This window comes from Cupriavidus sp. 05N40 (assembly GCF_056397305.1).
The window spans coordinates 1-23,334 of sequence record NZ_JBFTND010000071.1 but is presented as its reverse complement, the minus strand read 5'-3'; the positions used below and the strand labels follow the sequence as shown (position 1 = coordinate 23,334).

The following is a 23,334-nucleotide window of genomic DNA, read 5'->3' as shown; positions in this document are numbered from 1 at the left end:
CGGTCTGGAATGCGGAAAATCGGTATGGATGGATGGGCGGGCGCGCTCAGCCCTGCGTGGCCTGGGCAGCGCGCACGGCGGCGGCATCGAAGCGCACCACCCAGGCGGCGTCGCGCTTCTCGCGGAAGGCCTGGATGCCCTCCGCGCCTTCGCTGCGCATGCATTGCGCGAACAGCTTGGAGGCCTCGTCGAGCAGCTCGCCCTGCGGCAGTTGCGCGGTGCGCGCCACCAGCGGCTTGAAGGCGCGGTTGGCCTGCGGGCCGCAGCGGCAGATGCGCGTGAGCCACTCGGCCAGCAGCGCGTCGAGCCCCGCGCCGTCTTCGGCAAGCCCGTCGACGAGGCCCAGCGCCACCGCCGCGTCGCCGCTCACGCGTTCGCCCGACAAGCCAAGGCGCCGCGTGGCCGCCGCGCCGACCCGCGCCACCACGAAGGGCGCGATCTGCGCGGCAATGATGCCCAGCGATGTCTCGGACAAGGCAAAGCGCGCGTCGCGCGTGGCCAGCACGATATCGGCGGCGCAGGCCAGGCCCATGCCGCCACCCATGGCCGCGCCTTCCACCGCCGCCACCACCGGCACCGGCAGCGCGGCCAGGCGCTGCATGAAATAGCCAAACTCGCGGTTGCGGCTGGCCACCGGATCATCGGTGCCATGGTCCGCATCGAGGCGCGCGCGGAAATTGCCCACGTTGCCGCCCGCGCAGAAGAAACCGCCCGCGCCGCGCAGCACCAGGGCGCGCACCGCGATACCGGATCGGGCATCGGCTTCGGCGCGCGCCAGCGCGGCCTCCAGCGCGGCCACCACCTCGGGCGCGAGGGCGTTGCGCGTGGACGGCACGTTGAGGGTGACGAACAGCACGCCCTGGACTTCGCGCACGATCACGGCTGGCGCGGCGTGGCTGGACTGGGCGGCTTCGGACTGGATGGCTTGGTTCATGGCAGGGTCGGTCAGCGTCTGGATTGGTGGCACGGCAGGCAACGGCGCGGCGCTCAGCCCTTGGACATGATGCCCATCTGCTTGGCGATCACGGTGAGCATCACCTCGTCGGCGCCGCCGCCGATGGAGCCCAGGCGGAAGTCGCGATAGGCGCGCGATGCATGGTTGTCCCAGGTGTAGCCCATGCCGCCCTGGAACTGCATGCACCAGTCCGCCACCTCGCGCGACAGGCGGCCGGCCTTGAGCTTGGCCATGGACGCCAGCTCGACCACGTCGCCGCCGTCGATATAGGTGCGCGTGGCCATGTAGACCAGGGCGCGCAGCGCTTCCATCTCGGTCTTCAGTTCGGCCAGCTTGAACTGGATGAACTGGTTGTCCAGCAGCGGCTTGCCGAAGGCGATGCGCTGGCGCAGGTAGTCGGCGGTCTCCTCGATCAGCGCGGTGCAGGCCAGGCGGCGCGCGGCGCCGTTCAGGCGTTCTTCCTGGAACTGCTTCATCTGGTAGATGAAGCCCATGCCTTCCTCGCCGATGCGGTTGCGCACCGGCACGCGCACTTCGTCGAAGAAGATCTGCGCGGTGTCGGAGCACCACATGCCGAACTTCTTGATCTTCTGCACTTCCACGCCCGGCGTGCGCTTGCCGCCCTGCTTGAGCGGCACCACGATCAGCGACTTGTTCTTGTGCACCGGGCCGTCGGAGGTATTGCACAGCAGGCAGATCCAGTCGGCCTGCGTGCCGTTGGTGATCCACATCTTGGAGCCGCTGATGACATAGTCATCGCCATCGCGGCGCGCGCGCGTCTTGAGCGAAGCCACGTCCGAGCCGGCGCCCGCCTCGGACACGCCGATCGCCGCCACCATCTCGCCGGCGATGGCCGGCGCCAGGAACTCGCGCTTGAGCGCGTCCGAACCGAATGCCGTCAGGGCCGGCGTGGCCATGTCGGTCTGCACGCCCACCGCCATGCCCACGCCCTGCGCGTTGACGTAGCCGAAGGCCTCGGCCGCCGCCACCGCATACGAGAAATCGAGGCCAAGGCCGCCGTACTCCACCGGCTTGGTGATGCCGAGAAAGCCGAGTTCGCCCATCTTCTTGAACAAGGCATGCGCTGGGAAGATCTCCGCGGCCTCCCATTCGTCCACGAAGGGGTTGATCTCCGCCGCCACGAAGCGGCGGATGCTGTCCATGATGTTGCGATGGTCTTCGGTGTAGAGCATGTCCTTGTCTCCTTGCTTGTTCTTTGCCGGCGCAAACGCTTGACGCGTCCGCACCGGGGTCAATTCAATCTGCGCAGGTGCGCCAAACCGTCCGGCGTGCCCGCTGGTTGTCAGTCGTCACGCCCGCCCCCCAATCGGCAGTCGGGAGCAAACCATGGGTACGCGCCGGCCCTCAGAAACGCGCCACGCCGAACTGCATGGCACGCGGCGCGCGCGCCGCCGCCTCGCGCGCCGTGGCCAGCACGAAGGCCAGCACCGCGCGCGTGTCGCGCGGATCGATCACGCCATCGTCGAGCAGCAGCCCGCTGGTGATGAAGGCGCTGGCCTGGCGCTCGAAGTTCGCCACGATCTCGCCGGTCTGCTGGGCGAGCCTGGCCTCGTCCACCGCCACGCCCTTGCGCTCGGCCTGCTGGCGGGCGACGATCTCCAGCGTCATGGCGGCCTGCTCGCCGCCCATCACCGCGGTGCGCGCATTGGGCCACGAGAAGCAGAAGCGCGGGCGGAAGCCGCGGCCGCACATGCCGAAGTTGCCGGCGCCGAACGACGCGCCGCAGTAGATGGTGACCTGCGGCACGGTGGAATTGGACAGCGCCTGGATCATCTTGGCGCCGTGCTTGATCATGCCCGCTTCTTCCGAGGCGCGGCCGACGATAAAGCCGGTGGTGTTCTGCAGGAACACGATGGGCGTGCCGCTCTGGTTGCACAGCTGGATGAACTGCGCCGCCTTGGTCGCGCCGGCGGGGTCGATCGGGCCGTTGTTGCTGATGAAGCCCACCGCGTGGCCGTCGATGCGGCCGCGCCCGCACACCGTGGACAGGCCGTAGTCGGGCTTGAACGCCAGCCAGGCGGAATCGTCGGTGATGCGGCCGATGATCTCCAGCATGTCCACCGGCTTCTTCACGTCCAGCGTCATGACCGCGTCCAGCTCGCGCGCATCCAGGCGCGGCGGCTGCACCGGCTGCGGCAGCGCGGGCGCCACGGCGGGCCAGTCCAGGCTGGACACGATGTCGCGTGCCAGCGCGATGGCGTGCTCGTCGTCCTCGGCCAGGTACTCTGCCAGGCCGCTGACGGTGGCGTGCAGGTCGGCGCCGCCCAGTTCCTCGTCGGTGGCGATCTCGCCGGTGGCGGCCTTGAGCAGCGGCGGGCCGGCCAGGAAGGCGCGGGCACGGCCGCGCACCATCACCACGTAGTCGGACAGGCCCGGCATGTAGGCGCCGCCGGCGGTGGACGAGCCGTGCACCACGGTGATCACAGGCAGGCCGGCGGCGGACAGCCGCGCCAGGTTGTAGAAGATGCCGCCGCCGCGCACGAACTTGTCGACGCGGTACTTGCGCAGGTTGGCGCCGGCCGATTCCACCAGGTGGATGAACGGCAGGCGGTTCTCCAGCGCGATCTCCTGGCAGCGCATCAGCTTGAGGTTGCCGCCTTCGGTCATGGCGCCGGCATCGATGCCGGAATCGGTCGCCACCACCATGGCGCGCACCCCGCACACGAAACCGATGCCGGCCACCAGCGAGCCGCCGGGGATGGAGGTGTCGGGATCGGGATCGTCCATGCCGTAGCCGGCCAGGTTGGCGATCGGCAGGAAGGCGCTGGCCGGGTCCAGCAGGCGGGCCAGCCGCTCGCGCGGCAGCAACGCGCCGCGCCTGGCAAAGGACGGGCGGGCGCGCTCGGAAGCGGCGGCGGCGCGCTGCTCCAGCGTGCGCAGGCGCTCGATCAGGGCTTGCATGCCGCTGCGCTGGCTGGCGAAGGCGGGACTGGCGGGATCGATCCGGGACTCGATGGGAAGCATGGCGCTCGGCAAGGGACTAGGAATGTATCGATTGCAAACCAGGCGCCGGTGCGAGACAAGCGCAATCCCTCCGTTTGTGCATAATGTGCACAAATCCGTCTTTGAGACACGCCCCCGATGCCGACCCCTGCCGCCCGTCACCCCGCGCCGTCCCCCGTGGCCGCTCCGCAGCCCGCGCCCATGCCCGGCGTACAGAGCCTGGACCGCGCGTTTACCCTGTTGTGCCTGCTGGCCGAGCAGCATGAAACCGGCCTCACGCTGGCGCAGCTGGTGGCGCAGACCGGCATCGACCGCACCACGGCCCACCGCATGCTGCGCTACCTGCTGCACGCCGGCTTTGCCAGCCAGGACGAACAGGGCAAGCGCTTTCGCCTCGGCATGGCGGCCATGGCGCTGGGCCTGCGCACCATGAACCGCTCGCCGCTGGCCAGCGCCTGCGCCACGCGCATGAAGGCGCTGGCGCGCCGCACCGGCGACACCGTCTTCCTGATCGTGCGCATCGGCGACCACGGCTACTGCATGCATGCCGAGGAAGGCAGCCACCGCGTGCAGCACTTCCACCTGCTCGCCGGCAGCACCCGCCTGCTGGGCCAGGGTACCGCCAGCATGGCGCTGCTGGCCAAGCTGGCCGACGAGGAAATCGTCGCGCACTACGAGCGCCACCGCGCCGAGTACGAATCCAGCGGCCTGAGCCTGCTCAAGCTGCAGCGCGGCGTGGAGCGCAGCCGCAAGCTCGGCTATGCGCTGGCGGGCGCCGGCGGCGTGGCGGGGGTGGGCTACGCCTTCGCGCTGCCGCTGGCCGGCGAGGCCGCGATCAGCATCGTCTCCACGGCCTCGCGCATGCCGGTGGCGCGGCGCCGCGAGATCGGCGAGATGATCCGCGAGGCATTCGGCTCGCCCGCCTGAGACGCACCCGGCGCGCCGCCCCGCGCGCGAGGTGGCGAAGCGCGCTTCGCGCCGGCGTCCCTGCGCAGGTGTCCCGGCGAAGCCACATTCGCAGCCCGCCCGTGGCCGCGAATCGCAAACCCCTTTCTTTTCAAAGACTTGGCTCCTGGCGCCGAGGTGGCACGCTCGATGCGAACAGCTTGTCACGCGAGTGCCGCTGCTCGCCAACCTCTGCTGAAAGGAGCTGCAAATGCACGATATCGGGAGCGCCAGGCCGGGCGGTTGGGGGACCGGCTACAACGAGTTCGAACACGAGCTTTCCGGGGAAACGGCCGGCGAGTTCGGCCATGAGCAGGAAGGCGCGTTCGGCCACGAGTTCGAGACTGAATTCGAGCAGGGCGAAAGCGAGTTCGAGAACGAGTTCGAGACCGAAGTCTCCGGCGAGATGCAGGAGATGGAGCTTGCCGCGGAACTGCTCGCGGTCAACAGCGAACAGGAGATGGAGCAGTTCCTCGGCGGGCTGATCAAGTCGGTGGGCCGCGTCGCGACCAACTTCGCCAAGTCGTCGGCGGGCAAGGCGCTCGGCGGCATCCTGCGCTCGGCGGCAAAGTCCGCGCTGCCCATCGTCGGCAGCGCGCTGGGCAATCTCGTGCTGCCCGGCGCCGGCGGACTGATCGGCGGCAAGCTGGCCGGCATGGCCGGCAGCGCGCTCGGGCTCGAGCTCGAAGGCCTCAGCAATGAAGACCGCGAGTTCGAGGTGGCGCGCCGGCTGGTGCGCATCGGCCAGCACGCGGCACACCATCTGAGCAGCATGCCGCGCAATGTGCCGCCGGCCCGCGCGGCGCGCATCGCCTTCCTGCGCGGGGCACGCCAGGTGGCGCCCGGCCTGCTGCCGGCCATGCGCGCGATCTCCCAGGGTGGCATCGCCGGTGCGCGGCAACTGCCCATGCCGATCTTCGGCGCCCCTGCCGCCGCACCACGCGCGATGCAGCCGGCCTTCATGGGCGGGCAACCGGCCTTCGCCGGCGGGCAACCCGACTACGCCGGCGCGGGCGCCGCCTATGCGCCGGCGCCGCCCATGCGGCCCATGCCTGGCGGCTACCCCACCCCCGGCCCCGCATGCCCGACCTGCGGCGCGGGGCCGGCCCACGTCCATGTGGCGCAGGGCGGCACGTGGCGGCGCTCGCGCAACGGCCACGCCATCATCCTCTACCTCGCGCCGCGCCGGCAACCGTACTGAGCCCGGGAGCATTGCGATGAACGCCTGCGTCCAAGCCCTGCGGCTGCTCGAACAGGAAGTGCTCGGCATCCGCGCACGCCTGGACGCGCAACTGCCCTACGCCCTGCAGATGCCGATGGTGCCCGCGGCCAACGTCAGCGACGAGGCGATGGGCGCCATCGAGCGGCACATGCAGGCCGCGCGCAAGCAGTTGCGCGTGCGCATCGCACGTTTTCTCGCTTACCTGCGGCACGCCCGCGCCACGCCGCGCGACGTGGCACAGGCGCAGCAGCGCTATGCCATGCTGAAGCTGTACTTCCACGCCGCGCTGACGCACTTCGAGATCTTCGCCGAGGTGCTCACCCAGCGCAGCCAGCATGGCACCGGGGTATGGCTCTCGGGGCTCGAYGTTGCCGCGCAGGACGGCTTGCGCCAGCCCGGCGTGCCGATGGCGCTGCCGCCCGTGATCTGCTACGTCGAGCGTGGCCACGGCGGCGCGATCCGGCGCGCGCGCACGCGCCTGCCCGGCGGCGGCGCGAACCCGGTGGCGGTCATCCGCATGCCGCGCGAGCGCATGGTCGGGACCGGCGTGGCGGCGTCGCTGTTCCACGAGGTAGGCCACCAGGCGGCTGCGCTGCTCGACCTGGTGAACGGCTACCGGCGCGCTTCCGCGGCACGTTTCGGCCATGCGCAGGCGCACTCCGTCTGGCGTGTGTGGGAGCGCTGGATCAGCGAGATCATGGCCGACCTGTGGGCCGTGTCGCGCGTAGGCATCGCCGCCACCTGCGGGCTGATGAGCGTGGTGAGCCTGCCGCGCGCGTTCGTGCTGCGCATCAACCTGGACGATCCGCATCCGGCGCCGTGGATCCGCGTCAAGCTGTCCATCGCGATGGGCAACGCGCTCTATCCGCATCCGCAGTGGGCAGCGCTGGCGCAGCTGTGGGAACGGCTGTATCCCCGCTGGCAGATGAGCGCGAGCCAGCGCAGCGCRTTCGACGAACTCGACCGCGCCATCCCGGCCTTCCTTGCCATGCTGCTGTCGCTGCGCCCGCCGCTGCTCGCCGGGCGCACGCTCGGCGCGGCACTGCGCCTGCCCGACCGCCACCCGCACACCCTGCTGCGGCTCTGGCACACGGTGAAGGCACGGCCCCAGCAGTTCCTCGCGGACACCCCCACGCTGGCCTTCGCCGTGCTCGGGCAGGCGCGCTACAGCGGACTGCTGCCGGCCAGGCAGGAACTGTTCGTGATCTCGGAGCTGCTGCAGCGCTGGGCGCTCGCGGGCTATCTGCCGTGGCGCGCGGGGAGTCCACAGTTGAGTGTGGTGTTGAACCAGCGGCAGCCGGTCCGGCCACAGGCCGGCGCGGCGGCGCCCTTTGGCATGTACGCCTGAAGTCTGTGCAGTCTGTGAAGTCTGATGGAGAAGGATGATGACGACGATCGAGAAGATGACTTTCAGCGCTCCGCTGGACCTGGGCGGCGGGTACGTGGAAGACGGCCAGTTCTTCGTGGCGCGCAATCCGGCCTCGCTTATCGAGGAGGGCGGATGGATGCATGCGGTGCAATGCGCGGCGAGGATCAAGAGCGGAGACAAGTATGCGGACATCCCCAAGGAAGGGCTGCAATTTGCCTCGCGGGAGGCGCCTGAGGCCATCCTGACGATCCAGCCGAAGGAAATCTCGGGCCGGGTCGGCGATGAGAAAGCCATGAAGAAGGCGGTCTCCGAAGTACGCAAGATATTCACCCAGTTGCTGGCACTGCCGGATGACTCGCGGGACGTCATGATCCTGGAGATCGTCAGCTGTCTCATGCTCCAGAAGGAAGCGCAGATCAGCGGCAAGATCGTATTTCCGTCCCGCGCCGATCCCAATGCCAACCCGGGGGTCCCGGCGAACCCTGGCACGGGCACAGGCACGGGCACGGGGGGCCAGGTCACCGGCTTCCACCCCCTGCCCGACCTCATCACCGAGCGTTCCGGCCCGCTCGCGCGCGACAGCTACGGCCACCCCACCCCGGTCACCCTGCAGCGGACCACCCGGACGCTGACCGGCGACGTCGCGCTGTGGCTGCTGATCAAGCTCAATGCCGACATGCTGAGCTGGGACAACTACATCAACCAGATGGACCGCCTGTTCTTCCCGGGCGATTTCACCGACGGCATGGCCGGCACCGCCGCGCCGATGTATGCCGCGGCCGCCCAGCTCAGCCGCCGCCGCTTCCTGCCGTTTACCGATACCGACGCCTACCGCGCCCTCAAGGTCGCCACCGAAGCGTTTATCGTGACATGGGGCGCGGTCGTGCCCAAGCCGCTCGACGCGGCCCTCCTGAGCGAGCTGCTGAGCGCGGACTCGGCCGCCATCGCGCTGGCCAACGACCGGCTCGGCCTGCGCCTCAACCAGCTCGCGGTGGAGGGCCTGGTCGCCAAGTATTTCGGCGACGCCAGCGTGCCGCCATCGCTGCCCTACCTGCAACGGGTGGCGATCGCCATGCAGGGCACCGACGCGGCCGGCGTGATCCAGGGCATGCTCGAGGACGAGGCCGGCAAGGTAGGCGACGACGTGCCCGACCCCAACGGCGCGTGCGGCAACAATTGCCTGTGGCTGCGCCACTGGAACCGCAATATCTCCGCCAAGCTGGCCCAGCCCCCGCTGATCGAGCTGATCTGGAGCTACTGGATGGAGGAGCTGCAACTGGTGCAGACCATGAACGCGATCTCGCGGCGCTTCCAGAACATCTCGGTCGGCCAGCACGACCCGCTGGCCCAGCTCGAGCTCGATCCGCTGCGCCCGCTCAACAACATGATCTGGGGCTGGGTCCAGGACGAGCAGCACCGCCTGCCGATCGAGCGCCGCGCGGCCGAGTACATGCACGAGTACGGCTTCCGCCTGATCGGCAAGGCCGTGCCGCAGATGCAGCCGGCCGACACGCGCAGCAAGTTCCTCGCCGCCTTCCATACGCTGCTCAACCTGTGCGTGCCGTTCTTCCGCCAGGCCGACGACACCACGGTGGTGCCCGACGGCTTCCCGCTGCTCAATGCCTTGCGCGAGRTCCACCTGATCCTGTCCGAAGGCGCGCACAACCAGTTCCGCGACCTGCCCACCACGGCGCGCGTGGAGATGATGATGCAGCAGTGGATGCTGGCGCGCACCGAGTTCCGCGAGTTCCTGCCGCGCCGCTCGATGATCGCGTACCCGGAGCCGTGGATGCATTCGGTGGAGAGCATGCGCAAGCTGCAGGGCTGGGGCGACACCAATACCTACCAGTTCTGGCAGCTGGCCACCACCGGCGAGCAGATCGTGTCGTCGATCCGCTGGAGCGACTGGAACTCGGTCAACGACCCGTCCAACGCGGCGAACTGGGCGGCATTCTTCCGGCCCGAGATCCAGACCTACATCCACTCCTATCGCGCGGTGACCGGCATCGACGTCGGCGCAGAGCCGGTCGACGTGCAGGTGCCGGGCATGCACCTGCTGCGCCGCCTGCGCGAGCAAAAGGGCATCAAGGTGGCCTGAGCGACAGGATGCGGCGCCATGGTCGACTTTGCTTCCGCGCTCTACCTGGGCCTGGCGCACCCCGCCTCGCGGATCGGCGGCTTTGCGGCGCTGACCACCGGCATGCCGGCCGCGCTGGGCGCGTCGCCGCAAGCCGGGCGGCTGGCGCTGCAGGCCGCGGCGCTGCAGGGCAGCGAGGCGGGCCTGGTGGCGCCATCCACGCTGCACCTGGCGATCGACGTGTTCGACCGGCTGGCCCGCACCCATGTGCTGATCGCCGACGACGCGCTCTACCCGGTCATGCGCTGGGGCCTGGAGCGCGTGGCCGGCCTCGGCACGCCGGTGTCGTGGTTCGCGCATGCCGACCTGGCCGGCATGCTTGCCCGCTTGCGCCGCATGCGCCAGCGCCACCCTGCGCGCGCGCCGGCGGTCATCACCGATGCCACGCGCCGCGAGGGCGCGGTGGTGCCGCTCGCCCGGTATCTCGCACCGGTGGCCGCGTGCGGCGGCGTGCTGGTGGTCGATCACAGCCAGGTGCTCGGCCTGCTGGGCCGGCAGCCTTCTGCGCGCCATCCGTGGGGACACGGCGGCGGCGGCATCCTGCGCTACGCAGGGCTCGGCGCGGCGCAGCCCGTGCTGCTGCTGGCGTCATGGGCCAAGGCCTTCGGTGCGCCGCTGGCCAGCCTGTGCGGCCCCGCCGCGCTGATCGCGGAGATCGCGCGCGACGGCCCGACCCAGTCGCACTGCAGCGCCGCGAGCGAGGCGGCGCTGCTGGCCGGGCTCGATGCGCTGGCCACCAACCGGCGCGAGGGCGACGCGCTGCGGCTGCGCCTGCTGCAGCGCGTGCACCACCTGCGCGCCGGGCTGCACTGGCTCGCGCGGGCGGCCTTGCCGGACCTGCAGGCCACGCTGCCCACGCATCCGATGCAGCAGATCTGGCTCGGCGCACCGGAGCGCACGCTCGCGCTCCACGCCGAGCTGCGCGCGGGCGGATTCCGCACCGCCTTGCTGCGCCGGCCCGAGGGCCGCTACGTACTGGCCGTGATCGTGCGCGCCAGCCACGGGATTGACGAGATCGACGCGCTGCTGGCCACGATGGCCACGCTGGTCCGGCAACTGCCGCCCTGCCGCGCCGTGCCCCACGCACCTTGCCTTGAGGAGCAACAGCATGTTTAAGACCGCAGATGGGGAGATGCTGGATCTCGCGCCATGGCGCATGCGCAGGCTGCTGCGGCTGCTTGCCGACACGCGCCGCTACCCCGCCGGCACGCCGCCGCAGATGCTCGTCAACGACCTGCGGCAGATCGTGGCGCGCGCGCGCCGCGTCAGCACGCAGCCGCGGCTCGGCACGGCGCGCTTCGAAAGCGCCGGGGCGTGCTGCCGCGCCTGCCTGCTCGCGCGGCTGCAGCAAGGCGTGCTGTCGCTGGTTGGCCTGAGCCTTGTGCCAGCGCTGTCGGGAGATCTCCCGGAAGATCTGCCGGCGCGACTGTCCGCGCGTCTGCCGGCGGATCTGTCGGCGGATCTGTCGGGGCATCTGTCCGAGCGCTATCTGCCGAAGGGCTACGCGGATGAGGCCGAGTACAAAATGCCCAAGCGCTCGGTCAACCGCACGCTGGCGTGGCGCCGGTGGCCAAGCCTGATCAACGCGGCGGTCAGCGCCCAGCAGGCATTGCCGCGCAGCGGTGTCTATCTCCTGGAGCGCAACGGCGTGCCGGTCTATGTCGGCAAGTCCCGCGACCTGCGCGGTCGCATGCTGGACCATCGCCTGCACGAACGGCTGCATCGCGACACAGGCCTTGCCGTGTGGGCCGCCGAGGTCCCGCCGGCGGACCTGGACGCCGTCGAACATGCGCTGACCCGCCTGCTCTCCTACTGGGCGCCCAGGACCACCGGCAGGCGCTCCATGCTGGTCAATACGCAGCGCACGGGCTCGGTCTCGGTCGGCGCCGGCGGCGTCGATATCCGCTGCGTGCTGCCGGTGGCCATGTCGGCGCTCGCGCCGCCGGGCAATCACATGTCCCATCCGGCGGACTCCGCGTTCGAGCTGGCGCCATGATCATCGACTTCCACGTCCACGCCGGCCAGGGCGATGGCATGACCGGGCCGTGGGACACCACCGCCCCGCTGGCCGCCTATGCCCGCCGCGCAAGCGAGGCCGGCATCGCGCACTCGGTATTGCTGCCCGTGTTCCAGTCGGACTACGCGCAGGGCAACCGCGACGTGGCCGCGCTCGTGCGCGCCGACCCGCGCCGCTGGACCGGTTTTGCCATGGTGCACGCCGAGCGCGACCGCGAACGGGTCCACCGCATGATCGAGGAGGCGGTGCTGCGCCTGGGCCTGCGCGGCATCAAGGTCCATCGCCACGATGCGCGCATCCACCGGCAGGTCTGCGACGCGGCGCGGCGCTGGCGGCTTCCCGTGCTCTACGACCCCGGCGGCGAGACCGGCGCGCTGAGCCTGCTGGCGCAGACGCATCCGGATGTGCCCTTCGTGTTCGCGCACCTGGGCAGCTTCGCCGACGACTGGGCCGCGCAACGCCAGGTGATCGACCTGATCGCGCGCTACCCGAACCTGTTCGCCGACACGGCGGGCGTGCGCCGCTTCGACCTGCTGGAGGAGGCGCTCGCACGCGCGGGGCCCGGCAAGCTGTTGTTCGGCTCGGACGGGCCCTGGCTGCACCCCGGCCTGGAACTCGCCAAGATCCGTGCGCTGCGGCCGTCGGCCGCGGCCTTCGCGCGCATGGCCGGCGGCAACGCGCTGCGGCTGCTGCGCCGCGCGCCGTTGCCGGCCGCCCGGCTCATTGGCCGCCCTCCACCGGCCGCAGTTGCCGCCGCAACTGCAATGCGCGCGGAGTGACGCGCAGCATCTCCGCCGCGCGCCCCGTGGAGCCCGCGCGGCGCTCGGCCACCTGCACCGCGATGGCCTCGGCGATCTGGCCGATGCTCTTGAGCCCGAGCCCGGCGTCGAGCGCGCCTTCCACGGCCCGGGCAAGCGTCTGCGTCCAGTCGTCCGGCGCGTCGGGCGCGCCACCGTCCGTCGCCTGGCGGTCGAGCGAGCCGGTGCTCAGCACGCCGAAGCCGTGCTGACGGTCGGCCATGCGCAGCACCACATTGCGCAACTCGCGCACATTGCCCTGGTACTCGCGCCGCATCAGCTGGTGCATGACCTCGGGCATCACCTCCGGCACCCCGGCATCCGCTTCGGCCAGGAAATGCCGGACCAGCAAAGGAATGTCCTCGCGCCGCTCGGCCAGGCCCGGCGCGCGCACGGTCCATTGCGTGATGCGGAAGTAGAGATCGCCGCGAAAACGGCCGGCCAGCACCTCGGCCTCGAGATCGCGATTGGTCGCGCAGGTGAGGCGGAAATCCGAACGGCGCCAGTTGTCCTCGCCCACCCGCTTGTACATATGCTCCTGGATCACCCGCAGGAGCCGCGCCTGCAACGACGGCTCGAGCTCGCCGATCTCGTCGAGGAAGAGCGTGCCGCCGTCGGCCAGCGCCACCGCGCCGTCGCGCGCGGCCACCGCATGCGTGAAGGCGCCCTTCGCATGGCCGAACAGTTCGCTGCCCGACAGCTCCGGGCTGAGCGTGGTGCAGTCGACCACCATGAACGGTCCCCGGCGGCGCACGGGATCCAGGTCATGGATCAGGCGCGCCAGCAACTCCTTGCCGCAGCCGCTATGGCCCAGCAGCAGGCAGGCGCCGCGCCCGAAGCGCCCCACCTCCGCCACCGCGCGCAGCGTGCCGCGCCACACCGGCGACTTGCCCACGGCGCGCTTTTGCAGCCAGTCCGAGGACAGGATGGTCTCCATCTCCGCGAGGCGCGCCAGGCGCAACGCGAGTTCGGTCAGCAATGCATCGTCGTCCTCGGCCGCAACCAGGTCGCAGACCGCCGCGGGCCACCACCCCTGCGCCTGGCAATCGCAGCGCGTGCTCGCCGTGCAGCCGGCGATAAAGGCATCGGGCAGCGGAAAGCCGCGCAGCCATTGCTGCGCGGCGGCCGCCACGCGGTCGCCGCGGGCGCGCGCGACGACCACCAGCATGCCCTCGCCCGCGCCCGACACGTCAAGATGGTCGGGCAGGCCGTGTGCGCGCAGCAACTGCGCGGCCTGCCGGGGGTCTTCCTGGTAGAGAACGACACGCATCCCATGGCCCGCGAAGATGGGTTACCGGTCCGGACTCAGGGCAACCGGGCAAAGCGCGCGGCCGGGCCTGCGGCGGCCCGGCAAGAACGCGGCAAGTCGTGACTGGTATCGGCAGAGCGCCGGCTTCGGGATGATGAGGGGGTATCGGAATCGCCCGCCGATGGCGTGGCGGCAGAAGACCGCACGCCGACGCTGCGCGAGGCACGCGGCCTCACGTCCTGGCGCGGGCCGGTAGTCGCCCCCGCATGCCGACGGTGCGGCCAGCGACAGTGCTGGATCCTGCCAGGCGGCGCGGTTCGATACCGCGCGGGCGGCGGCCGGAAGGCCACGGGCGTTCGAGACTGCTGCATCTGCGCCTCCCCAACGACCCGCCGGTTTTTAGTTTTTCCCCATACTAGGCGGCGCCTTGGCGCCAGGCAAATTGAATTTACTTAATCCTGTCATCGCGCTTCTGGCAATTCTTGCCACGGTGATGTGACCGCGAGGCGCCATTCGCCATTGGCCGTTGATGGCACGCGATCGCAGGCCCCGCGCGACGCATCGGCGCCGCGTGCCGGCATAGGCCGGCGCAAATGCCGGGGCGCGCCGCGGCGCGCATCACGCACCATGTCGAGGCGCTTCGCGCGCCCGGCGCCGCGGCGGAATGCAGGCGCCCGCGCCACGGCCTCAGCGCTTGCCGGCGACCAGGTGATAGCCAAGCAACAGGATCACCGCGCCGACCACGGCGCCGATGAAACCGGCCGACTGGCCCGGTCGATACCAGTGCAGGAACTGGCCGAGAAGGGTCGCGGCCAGCGCGCCGGCGATGCCGAGCGCAGCGGTGAGGATGAAGCCGCTGGGGCCACTGCCAGGCGTGATGGCGCGCGCCACGAGGCCGGCAATGAAGCCGATGAGAATGGTCCAGATCAGGTGCATGGGTCAGCAGGCAGGGAAAGGAATGCGCCCCGGGCGGAGCGCATTCCGGAACACCGCATTATTGCGCGGCGGGCTTGGCCGGCGAAGCGGTCTTGCTATGTTTGGTGGCGTGAGTCTTGTTGCTCTTGTGCGCGCTCTTTTCGACCTTGGCCGGCTCCTTGCTTGGTTCGGCGGCCGGAGCGGGGGTCTGGGCGTAAGCGCCCGCTGCGAAGAGTCCAAGGGTCAGGATGGCGAGGACTTTTTTCATTGCGATCTCCAGGTGAGGCGCGCAGCTTGCGCGTTGCCTGTAAAAACGGCCCGCCGCTTTGCCGTGTTGACAGCCTGCCCGCATCCACGTGTAACAGTTCGTATCCGGACCTCGCCGGGCATGCCGGACATCGCTCGCAAGCCGCGCGAGGCGCTCGCGCACCGGCATGGTCCCGATTGCACGTTTCCGACCGCGGGTTCCGGGACGATTGCATTCGACGCTGCGGCATAATGCCCGCCAGACGCGGAACCAAGAAAAACAGCAACACCGACAGGACCATAACCCTCTGATGCGCGCTACCGCCGCCGGCAAGGCCGGCCTCGACTGGACCACGCTTGGCCTGCTGACATTTCCGCCGTTGAGCTGGGCCGGCAACGCCATCGTCGGCCACTACGCCGCCGGCGCCATCCCGCCCATCACGCTGAACTTTGCCCGCTGGGCGCTGGCCGGGCTGCTGCTGGCGCCCGCCGTGTGGCGGGGCTTGCGCGAGCACRCCGCGACCCTGAGGCAGCACGCCGGGGTGATCGCCGCCATGGGCATGCTGTCGGTGTCGGTCTACAACGCCTTGCAGTACCTGGCGCTGACCACGTCGTCGCCGATCAACGTCACCCTGATCGGGGCTTCCGCGCCGATCTTCCTGCTGATCATCGGCGCGCTGTTCTTCCACGAGCGCGTGCGCGGCTGGCATGTGGCGGGCGCCCTGCTCTGCCTGGCCGGCGTGGGCGTGGTGCTGCTGCGCGGAGATCCCGCGCGGCTGGCGCAGCTCGATTTCGTGCCGGGGGACCTGTTCATGCTGGCGGCCACCATCATGTGGAGCGCCTATACCTGGCTGCTGCGCAAGCGGCGCCCCGACCTGCCGCTGGCCGTGCTGCTGTTCGCGCAGATCGTGGCGGGCGTGCTGGCCAGCGCGCCGTTCGCAGCGTGGGAGATGATGGCCGCGCACGCGCCGCTGCAGCTGGACGGCAAGGTGGTCGCCATCCTGCTGTACGTGGCCACGGTGCCGTCGCTGCTCGGCTACTTTGCCTGGGACCGCGCCATCGCGCGCGCCGGCGCGCAATTGCCGGTGTTCTTCTTCACGCTCACACCGGTGTTTGCCGCGCTGATGTCGAGCGCGCTGCTGGGCGACTGGCCGCGCTGGTTCCATGCGGCCGGCCTGGCGGCCATCGTCGGCGGCATCTGGCTCGCCAACCGGCGCTGAGTCGACGGCCGGGCGCCTGCGCCTGGCTTGCCATGCCCGGGCGCGCTACGCGGCCAGCGCCTGCTCCAGCCGGAACACCCCGACCGCCTGCTCCATGCGGTGTGCCTGCTCCTTGAGCGCATCGGCCGCCGCCGCGGCCTGCTCCACCAGCGCGGCGTTCTGCTGCGTGACCTGGTCCATCTGCGTGACGGCCTGGTTGACCTGGGCAATGCCGTTGCTCTGCTCGCGCGAGGCGCTGCTGATCTCGTCCATCATGGTGGTGACGCGCCTGACCGCGTCCACGATGCTGGCCATGGTCGCGGTGGCATCGCCGGCCAGCGCGGAACCCGATTGCACGCGCTGCACGGATTGCGAGATCAGCGCGCGGATCTCCTTTGCCGAGCTGCCCGCGCGCTGGGCCAGGCCGCGCACTTCGGTGGCCACCACGGCGAAGCCGCGGCCGTATTCGCCCGCGCGCGCCGCCTCCACCGCGGCATTGAGCGCGAGGATATTGGTCTGGAAGGCAATCGCGTCGATCACCGCGATGATCTCGACGATGCGCCTCGAATCGGCCTCGATCTCGCCCATGGTCTGCAGCACCCGCCCCACCGAGGCGCCGCCCGTCACGGCGATATCGCGGGCCTCGCCGGCCAGCGCGCTGGCCTGGTCCGCGCTGCTGGCGTTCTGCTGCACGGCGGCCGTGAGCTGCTCCATGCTGGCGGCGGTCTGCTCCAGCGAGGACGCCTGCGCCTCGGTGCGCCGGGACAGGTCCAGGTTGCCCTGGGCGATTTCACCGGCGGCGGCCAGCACGTTCTGCGCACCGGCCTTGGTATCGCCGATCAGCGCGCGCCAGTTTTGCACCAGCGAGAGCAGGTGCCGCTTCACCTCGCTCAGCTCATCGCGGCCATGCACAGCCATGCGCAGCGCCAGGTCGCCCGCGTTGATGCGCTCCACCATCGCGCCCACCTCGCGCACATCCGCGCGCATGCCGCTGCTGAAGCCCGCGAACAGGTAGAACGCCGCGCCCACCGCCAGCAGCGCCACCCCGCCCAGCGCTGCTAGCTCCCGCGTATCGGCGGCGATGCGCTCCTCCAGCATGGCGTGCCCGATCACCGAGAATTCCTTGTTGACCGCCGACACGGCGTTGATGGCGGCGCTGGCCTCGTCGAAGTAGGCCTTGGCATCGATCGCGATGCCGCTGGCACCCAGCATCTTGTCCTTGAGCGTGCGGTAGAACGCGTCCACGGCGGCCAGTTGCGCCTGCGACGCTTCCACGCGCTGGCGATATGCCGGGGCGCCGCGCATGACGCGGCCCATGTCGCGCCGCACGGATTCCAGGCCGTCCTGGATCTGCTCGCCCAGCGCGGCCAGTTCTGCTTGCTGCGCCGCATCGGAGTAACCGCCCTGGCTGATGATGGCAGCCCCCCGGCCGCGCGCCAGCGCGCTCAGCTCCGCCAGCTTGGGCATGGGCCCGACCATCAGGTTGACCAGGTAGTACGAGCCGCTGTCGGGATCGAGCGCGAGCGACGAGCGGTCGGCCACGTCGCCGATAAACAGGCGGATCTGCTTGACCAGCGCGCTGTGCTGCGCGAACAAGGGGCCCGCGGTCCCGTTCAGGCCCGATTCATGCATGGCCTGCCACGCCTGAACGAGCTTTTCCGCATCGGGCGTCACATCGAACCTGCCGCCCGCGCCGGCCTGCTGCCTGAGCGCCGCCAGGTGTGCCGCAGCCTTGGCATCGGCATCGTCGAAGGTGGCGCGAAATGCGGCGTTGCCGGCCAGCACGGCGTTGGCCGCGCCGCGCCTGACCTGCGTCTCGCGCATGAAATCGAGCGCGCGGTCGACGATGGCGAGGCCGCGCAGTTCGTCCTGCGCGGCGCGAATGGACTGTACGGACATGCCCAGCACCGCATAGAGCGTGCCGCACAGCGGGATCAGAAACAGGATGGCAAGCAAGGCAAGCTTGCGGGTGATGTTCAGGCGCGCCATCAGGCGCACTGCGGGAGAGAGAAAAGACGCCACGGAGGTCCCCAGGAATGACACATGCATGCGCCTTGTATCGGCCGCTCCGCAATGTACTGAAGGGCCCTTTTATGGCTTATTTTCGCGCGCACAAGGGTGGGGCCGAAACAGCACGATGACGGTGCAGGATGCCCGCAAAACGGGCGCGAAACAGACATGCGAAGGACGAGACAGGCGGCGCGGACGCGCTGGCCGGCGGCAGGCACGATGCGCTGCGACGGAATCGGAAAACAGGAGAACGAAATAATGCGGACACAAAACGGACGCACGCAGGACGCAATCCGCTCGTAGAAAGGGAGGGGACACGAAATCCGGCGCGCCGCGCCGGCCACGCGGCGCGAAACGCATGAACCAATCCGCGGCAGCGCTGTCTTTCCGTCAGTCACCGCGCACCGCGGTCCTGCGAAAGCAGGCATCCCTAACCTGGAGTCACCGATGTTGAGCCCCCACGAATTTGCCACCTTGCTATTGGTCCGCGATGCGCAGGACTGCCTGCAACTTGACCCCGTGGACCTTGAGACGCTGGTCGAGCACGGACTGGTATCGCTCGAGGAATGTACTTCCGGCCATCGCTGTCCGCGCGTGACGGTGCATGGTTTTGCGGTGCTGAAGGCGGTGGGGTGGCGCGACAGGGTGGGGGGCGCTTCGGAGCGGGTAGGGGCGGCCTGAGGCCCGCCTGCACCGGGCTTGCCGCCCGGCCCGCGGATGCCCGGGCAGCCGCACCCTCCCCCTCAATGAAAGTCCCGGCTGCTCACCATCAGCCGCCCCAGCATCGGACTCAGATCCACCAGCTCCGTCGCCACCAGGTGCCTGACCTCGCCCTGGCGCTGCCAGACCCCGATCACGCCCARCATGGTCGCGCCCAGCACCTCCTTGCGCTGACGCTCGACCAGGTCTGGCCACAGGATCACATTGACCGAGCCGGTCTCGTCCTCGATCGACGCAAAGATGGTGCCGCTGGCGGTGGATGGCCGCTGGCGCACGGTGACGATGCCGCAGGCGCGCACGCGCCGGCCGTTGCCGTACTGCGCGAGCTGCTGCGCGGTGGCGTATTTCATGGCGTCCAGGCGCGGCCGCAGCAGCGCGAGCGGATGCGACTTCAGTGACAAACCCAGGCTGGCGTAATCGGCGGCCACGTCTTCGCCCAGCCGCGGCGCGGGCAGGACCAGTTCGCTCTCGGGCGGCGGTGCTTCGTAGAGCAGGTCGCGGTGGGCTGCCTGCAGCGCGGCGGCGCGGGCCTGCCAGCGGGCCTGGCGGCGATGCCCGGCCAGGCCGCGGAGCGCATCGGCGGCGGCCAGCACGTCGATGTCGTGGCGGTCCAGGCGGGCGCGCAGCACCAGGTCTTCCACGCTGGCGAAGGGCCGCGCGGCGCGCGCGGTTTCGATGCGCCGCGCGGCCGCCTCGCGCATGCCGCTCACGCGGCCGAGGCCGAGCCGCACCGCCGGCTGCGCGTGGGTTGCCGCCTCATGCTCGAGCGTGCTCTCCCAGCCGCTCACCGTCACGTCCACCGGGTGCGTGCGCACATCGTGGCGGCGCGCGTCCTGCACCAGTTGCGAGGGCGAGTAGAAGCCCATCGGCTGGCTGTTGAGCAGCGCGCACAGGAAGGCGGCCGGATGATGGCACTTGATCCACGCGCTGATATACACCAGCTTGGCAAAGCTGGCGGCATGGCTTTCCGGGAAGCCGTACTCGCCGAAGCCTTCGATCTGCTTGCAGATGGCCAGCGCGAAGGCTTCGGGATACCCGTTGGCGGTCAGCGCCCTGACCAGCTTGTCCTGGTGCTTGCGCAGGTCGCCCTTGCGCCGCCACGCCGCCATCGAGCGGCGCAGCTGGTCGGCCTCGCCGGGCGAGAAGCCGGCCGCGTCGATGGCCAGCTGCATCACCTGCTCCTGGAAGATCGGCACGCCCAGGGTGCGGCCCAGCACGTTCTCGATGACTTTGTCGTGGTACACCGGCGGCTGGCCGGTGCGCCGCACCAGCTCGCGCCGCTTCAGGTAGGGATGCACCATGCCGCCCTGGATCGGGCCGGGCCGCACGATGGCCACTTCCACCACCAGGTCATAGAAGGTGCGCGGCTGCAGGCGCGGCAGCATCGACTGCTGCGCGCGCGACTCCACCTGGAACACGCCGATGGTGTCGGCCGCGCAGATCATGTCGTAGGTCTTCCCATCATCGCGAGGAATGTCCGCCATGCTGCGAGGCGCGCCGGGGAAACCGCCGATCATCTCCAGCGCGCGCCGGATCGCCGACAGCATGCCCAGCGCCAGCACGTCCATCTTGAGCAGGCCGAGCGACTCGAGATCGTCCTTGTCCCACTGGATCACGCTGCGGTCCGCCATGGCCGCGTTCTCGATCGGCACCAGCCGCGACAGCTTGTGCCGCGCGATCACGAAGCCGCCCACGTGCTGCGACAGGTGGCGCGGAAAACCGCGCAGCTGCGTGGTCAGGCTGGCCCACTGCCGCACCGCCAGGGACTCGGGATCCAGCCCGTACTGGGCGATGCGCTCGAGAAATCCCCTGCCGCCGTCCCACCACGCCTGGCCCTTGACCACCTGCTCGACCACGCTGGCATCGATGCCCAGCGCGCGGCCCACGTCGCGCAGCGCGCTGCGCGAGCGGTAGGTGATCAGCGATGCCGCCAGCGCGGCGCGGTCCCGGCTGTATTTCTCGTAGATGTACTGGATGACTTCTTCGCGCCGCTGGTGCTCGAAGTCGACATCGATATCGGGCGGCTCGTCACGCTCGCGCGAGAGGAAGCGGCCGAACAGCATATTGGCGTCGGCCGGATGGACCTCGGTGATGAACAGGCAATAGCAGACCAGCGAATTGGCCGCCGAGCCGCGCCCCTGGCACAGGATGCCTTCGCCGCGCGCGAAACGCACGATGTCGTGCACGGTGAGGAAGAACGACTCGTACTGCTTCTCGCGGATCAGGGCGAACTCTTGCGTCAACTGCGTTTCCCACCTGGGTTCGAGTCCGCCGGGAAAGCGCAGCTTCACGCCTTTCATGGTCTCGCTGTACAGGTAGCCAAACGGCGTCAGGGCAGCGGGCACCAGTTCTTCCGGATATTCGTAGCGCAGCGTATCCAGCGAGAAATCGCACAGGCCGGCGATGCGCAGCGTCTGCGCCAGCGCATCGCGCGGGTACAGCCGCGACAGCCGCTGGCGCATGCGCAGGTGCTGCTCGGCATTGGGCGCCAGCGCCATGCCGCATCCGGCCAGCGTCTGCCCGGTGCGGATCGCGCTCAGCACGTCCGACAGCGGCTTGCGCGAGCGCACATGCATGGTCACCGCGCCCGCCGCCGCCAGCGGCACGCCGGCCTGCGCGGCGGCATCCTCCAGCCGCAGCCGGTGCAGGGCATCGGCATGGCCCTGCAATTGCTCGAGCGCGATCCAGGCGCGCGCGCCGAAGACCTGCCGCATCCACTGCGCCTGCCGCAGCAGCGCCTGCGGCTCGGGGCAATACGCGGGCAGCAGCAGCGCCACGCAATCGGGCATGCCGCGCAGGTGGGCCTGCTCCGCCTGCGGCGCGGCGATGTCTTCCGGGTGCAGGCAATAGGCGCCCTTCCCCGCGCGCCGGCGGCCCAGCGTGATGAACTCGCAGAGATTGCCGAAGCCTTCGCGGTCCTGCGCCAGCAGCACCAGCCGCAGCGCCGGCTCGCCATCGTGGCCGGTGAGCGTGAAGCGGCTGCCGATCAGCAGGCGGAACTCCTGCGCGGCGGCGGCCACGGCGGATAGCTTTTCATGGCGGAGCAGGCGCGCTTCGGCGGCCTCGCCGGGGCCCGCGGCGACCGCGGCATCCAGCCAGGCGCCCTGCGCGCCTGGCTCGCTGCTTTCGCCCTCCTGCGCTTCTTCCGCGGCCAGGGCCTCCAGGTCATCTTCGCCTTCCTCGTCCTCGCCCGCATCCAGGCCGGCGGCCAGCCGCGCCGCGCTGCGCGCGAGCGCGTCGCTGGTGCGCTCGCGCAGATCCTTGAGCGCCTGGTGCGCGCGCGCCGTGCCGGCCACCGAGCATTCGTCGGTCAGCGCCAGGCCGCCATAGCCCAGCGCGAACGCGCGCTCGATCAGCTCCACCGGGTGCGAGGCCCCTTCGAGGAAGGTGAAGTTCGAGATGCAGTGCAGCTCCACATAGTCGGGCAAGGCCGGCAGCAGCGCCGAGAGCGCGGCCGGCAAGGCGGAAAACGAAGGAGCGGCAGGCTGGCTGGACATGATGGAGGCGGACGGGAAGCAACGATGCGAAACTGGAATGCGAACAGGGAATGCAAATAGGGAACGCGAAATAGGAAATGCGGGGGCCTGGGGGCCGTTCCGGTTTCAGAACAACCCGTGGAGGAACCAGCGGTACTCGCCGCCCTCCTCCCGCCCCGGGCGCTGGCGATAGACCCAGCAGCGCAGGCCGTCGGCGCGCTCGGCGACGAAGTAATCGCGCGTGGCCAGCGCGTCGTCCCACCAGCCGGACTCGATGCGCTCGGGCCGCGACAGCAGCGCCAGCGGCCCGCCGTGGCAAGGCCGGTGGCGCTGCACGGTCAGTGGCAGCGGCTGCGCCAGCAGCCAGGGCGGGCGCTCGGGCCAGGCCTGCGTGCCCGCCCCCTGCGCGCGCGCGGGCATCTCGTCCACGGGGCACCAGCGGCTGGCGCGCTCGGGCCGGTGGTCCGCCAGCGGCTGCGGCTGCAGTACGTTCTCGCGGCCCAGGCGCGCCATCAGCGTATCGAGCAGGCGGCCCAGCTCGGCCGGCGTGCCGCCCGGCTCGGGAAACAGCGACTCGCTCTGCGGCAGGTACGCCTGCATGGCCTCCACCACCAGCATCAGTCCCACCGCCGGCACGGTGAACTGCACCCTGTCCAGCCGCTCCTGCAGCAGCCGGGACAAATGCGCCGGATCGCGGCTGGGCTCGGCCAGGCTCACCGTCACCGGCGTGGCCGGGGTCTCGCAGCCCAGGCGGTAACGCTCATGCTCGAGCCGCAGCACCACGCGCGTCACGCCGGCCTGTTGCACCGCCAGCCAGCCGCCCAGCGCCAGCAGCAGGCGCTGCGCGCCCGCCATCACGCCCTGGACGGATTCGGTGCGGCCCGGCAGCTCCATGCGCTGCGCGAAGGCGGGCGGCGCGCCGAACCAGGCAAAGCGCACCGGCACCTCGCCGTAGGCCTGGTCCAGCCGTACCAGCAAGTCCGCGCCGAGGCGGCGCCGCAGGCCGGCGCGCGGCAGGCGGCGCACCTCGCCCACGGTGCGGCAGCCGATGCCGTCCAGCCAGCCCTCGTCGGCCACGCCATGCAGCATCCCCACCGGCAGCCGGTCCAGCAG

The 23,334-nt window shown here is 70.3% G+C and carries 18 protein-coding genes; 9 read left to right on the top strand and 9 right to left on the bottom strand.

Annotated elements, in window-relative coordinates; genetic code table 11:
• Window positions 1–46: 46 nt before the first annotated feature.
• The 3 genes from AC1DO7_RS17785 to AC1DO7_RS17775 form a co-directional block, all read right to left on the bottom strand.
• Complete coding sequence (locus AC1DO7_RS17785; RefSeq protein WP_441614231.1) at window positions 47–934, bottom strand: enoyl-CoA hydratase/isomerase family protein; 888 nt, start codon at window positions 932–934, stop codon at window positions 47–49.
• 53 nt (window positions 935–987) lie between these two features.
• A complete protein-coding gene (locus AC1DO7_RS17780; protein WP_441614230.1) occupies window positions 988–2,148 on the bottom strand; it encodes an acyl-CoA dehydrogenase family protein in 1,161 nt (386 codons plus the stop codon).
• Window positions 2,149–2,320: 172 nt separating this feature from the next.
• Window positions 2,321–3,940 (bottom strand): acyl-CoA carboxylase subunit beta, encoded by a 1,620-nt coding sequence (locus tag AC1DO7_RS17775; protein WP_441614229.1) that lies wholly within the window; start codon window positions 3,938–3,940, stop codon window positions 2,321–2,323.
• A 180-nt stretch (window positions 3,941–4,120) separates the two neighbouring features.
• Between AC1DO7_RS17775 and AC1DO7_RS17770 the strand changes: the two genes are divergently transcribed.
• The 7 genes from AC1DO7_RS17770 to AC1DO7_RS17740 all read left to right on the top strand — a co-directional run bounded on the left by AC1DO7_RS17770 (window position 4,121) and on the right by AC1DO7_RS17740 (window position 12,388).
• A complete protein-coding gene (locus AC1DO7_RS17770) occupies window positions 4,121–4,846 on the top strand; it encodes an IclR family transcriptional regulator (protein ID WP_441614228.1) in 726 nt (241 codons plus the stop codon).
• A gap of 229 nt (window positions 4,847–5,075) precedes the next feature.
• Window positions 5,076–6,065, top strand: coding sequence for a hypothetical protein (locus tag AC1DO7_RS17765; RefSeq protein WP_441614227.1), 990 nt, complete (start codon window positions 5,076–5,078; stop codon window positions 6,063–6,065).
• 16 nt (window positions 6,066–6,081) lie between these two features.
• The gene (locus AC1DO7_RS17760) at window positions 6,082–7,434 is read left to right on the top strand and encodes a hypothetical protein (protein ID WP_441614226.1); all 1,353 of its coding nucleotides are present in this window, start codon (window positions 6,082–6,084) and stop codon (window positions 7,432–7,434) included.
• Window positions 7,435–7,468: 34 nt separating this feature from the next.
• Window positions 7,469–9,553: an 8-amino-7-oxononanoate synthase gene (locus AC1DO7_RS17755; protein ID WP_477116385.1), complete on the top strand. Its 2,085-nt coding sequence runs from the start codon at window positions 7,469–7,471 to the stop codon at window positions 9,551–9,553.
• Window positions 9,554–9,571: 18 nt separating this feature from the next.
• Complete coding sequence (locus AC1DO7_RS17750) at window positions 9,572–10,708, top strand: aminotransferase class I/II-fold pyridoxal phosphate-dependent enzyme (protein ID WP_441614224.1); 1,137 nt, start codon at window positions 9,572–9,574, stop codon at window positions 10,706–10,708.
• Window positions 10,701–11,588: a GIY-YIG nuclease family protein gene (locus tag AC1DO7_RS17745; RefSeq protein WP_441643229.1), complete on the top strand. Its 888-nt coding sequence runs from the start codon at window positions 10,701–10,703 to the stop codon at window positions 11,586–11,588. The genes AC1DO7_RS17750 and AC1DO7_RS17745 overlap by 8 nt, the downstream gene beginning before the upstream one ends.
• Complete coding sequence (locus AC1DO7_RS17740) at window positions 11,585–12,388, top strand: amidohydrolase family protein (protein ID WP_441614222.1); 804 nt, start codon at window positions 11,585–11,587, stop codon at window positions 12,386–12,388. The genes AC1DO7_RS17745 and AC1DO7_RS17740 overlap by 4 nt, the downstream gene beginning before the upstream one ends.
• On the opposite strand, the gene AC1DO7_RS17735 is transcribed toward AC1DO7_RS17740, so the two are convergent.
• From AC1DO7_RS17735 to AC1DO7_RS17725, 3 genes are all read right to left on the bottom strand, one after another.
• Complete coding sequence (locus tag AC1DO7_RS17735; RefSeq protein WP_441614221.1) at window positions 12,330–13,676, bottom strand: sigma 54-interacting transcriptional regulator; 1,347 nt, start codon at window positions 13,674–13,676, stop codon at window positions 12,330–12,332. The genes AC1DO7_RS17740 and AC1DO7_RS17735 overlap by 59 nt on opposite strands.
• A gap of 666 nt (window positions 13,677–14,342) precedes the next feature.
• Window positions 14,343–14,591 carry a GlsB/YeaQ/YmgE family stress response membrane protein gene (locus AC1DO7_RS17730; protein ID WP_441614220.1) on the bottom strand — a complete coding sequence of 83 codons (249 nt, stop codon included), beginning with the start codon at window positions 14,589–14,591 and terminating at the stop codon, window positions 14,343–14,345.
• A gap of 58 nt (window positions 14,592–14,649) precedes the next feature.
• Window positions 14,650–14,838: a hypothetical protein gene (locus tag AC1DO7_RS17725; RefSeq protein WP_441614219.1), complete on the bottom strand. Its 189-nt coding sequence runs from the start codon at window positions 14,836–14,838 to the stop codon at window positions 14,650–14,652.
• Between the two features lie 289 nt (window positions 14,839–15,127).
• Between AC1DO7_RS17725 and AC1DO7_RS17720 the strand changes: the two genes are divergently transcribed.
• Entirely contained in the window at window positions 15,128–16,036 is a 909-nt protein-coding gene (locus AC1DO7_RS17720; protein ID WP_477116384.1) for a DMT family transporter, read from the top strand.
• Window positions 16,037–16,081: 45 nt separating this feature from the next.
• Here the strand turns inward: AC1DO7_RS17720 and AC1DO7_RS17715 are convergent, their stop codons facing one another.
• Entirely contained in the window at window positions 16,082–18,064 is a 1,983-nt protein-coding gene (locus AC1DO7_RS17715) for a methyl-accepting chemotaxis protein (RefSeq protein ID WP_441614217.1), read from the bottom strand.
• A gap of 408 nt (window positions 18,065–18,472) precedes the next feature.
• Here AC1DO7_RS17715 and AC1DO7_RS17710 point away from each other — a divergent pair, with 408 nt between their 5' ends.
• On the top strand, window positions 18,473–18,706 hold the full coding sequence (locus AC1DO7_RS17710) for a hypothetical protein (RefSeq protein ID WP_441614216.1): 234 nt from the start codon (window positions 18,473–18,475) through the stop codon (window positions 18,704–18,706).
• 62 nt (window positions 18,707–18,768) lie between these two features.
• Here AC1DO7_RS17710 and AC1DO7_RS17705 read toward each other — a convergent pair whose 3' ends face one another.
• Both AC1DO7_RS17705 and AC1DO7_RS17700 read right to left on the bottom strand, forming a co-directional pair.
• Window positions 18,769–22,242, bottom strand: coding sequence for an error-prone DNA polymerase (locus AC1DO7_RS17705; RefSeq protein WP_441614215.1), 3,474 nt, complete (start codon window positions 22,240–22,242; stop codon window positions 18,769–18,771).
• Between the two features lie 105 nt (window positions 22,243–22,347).
• A partial coding sequence (locus tag AC1DO7_RS17700) for a DNA polymerase Y subunit UmuC family protein (protein ID WP_477116383.1) occupies window positions 22,348–23,334 on the bottom strand: 987 nt, incomplete at its 5' end.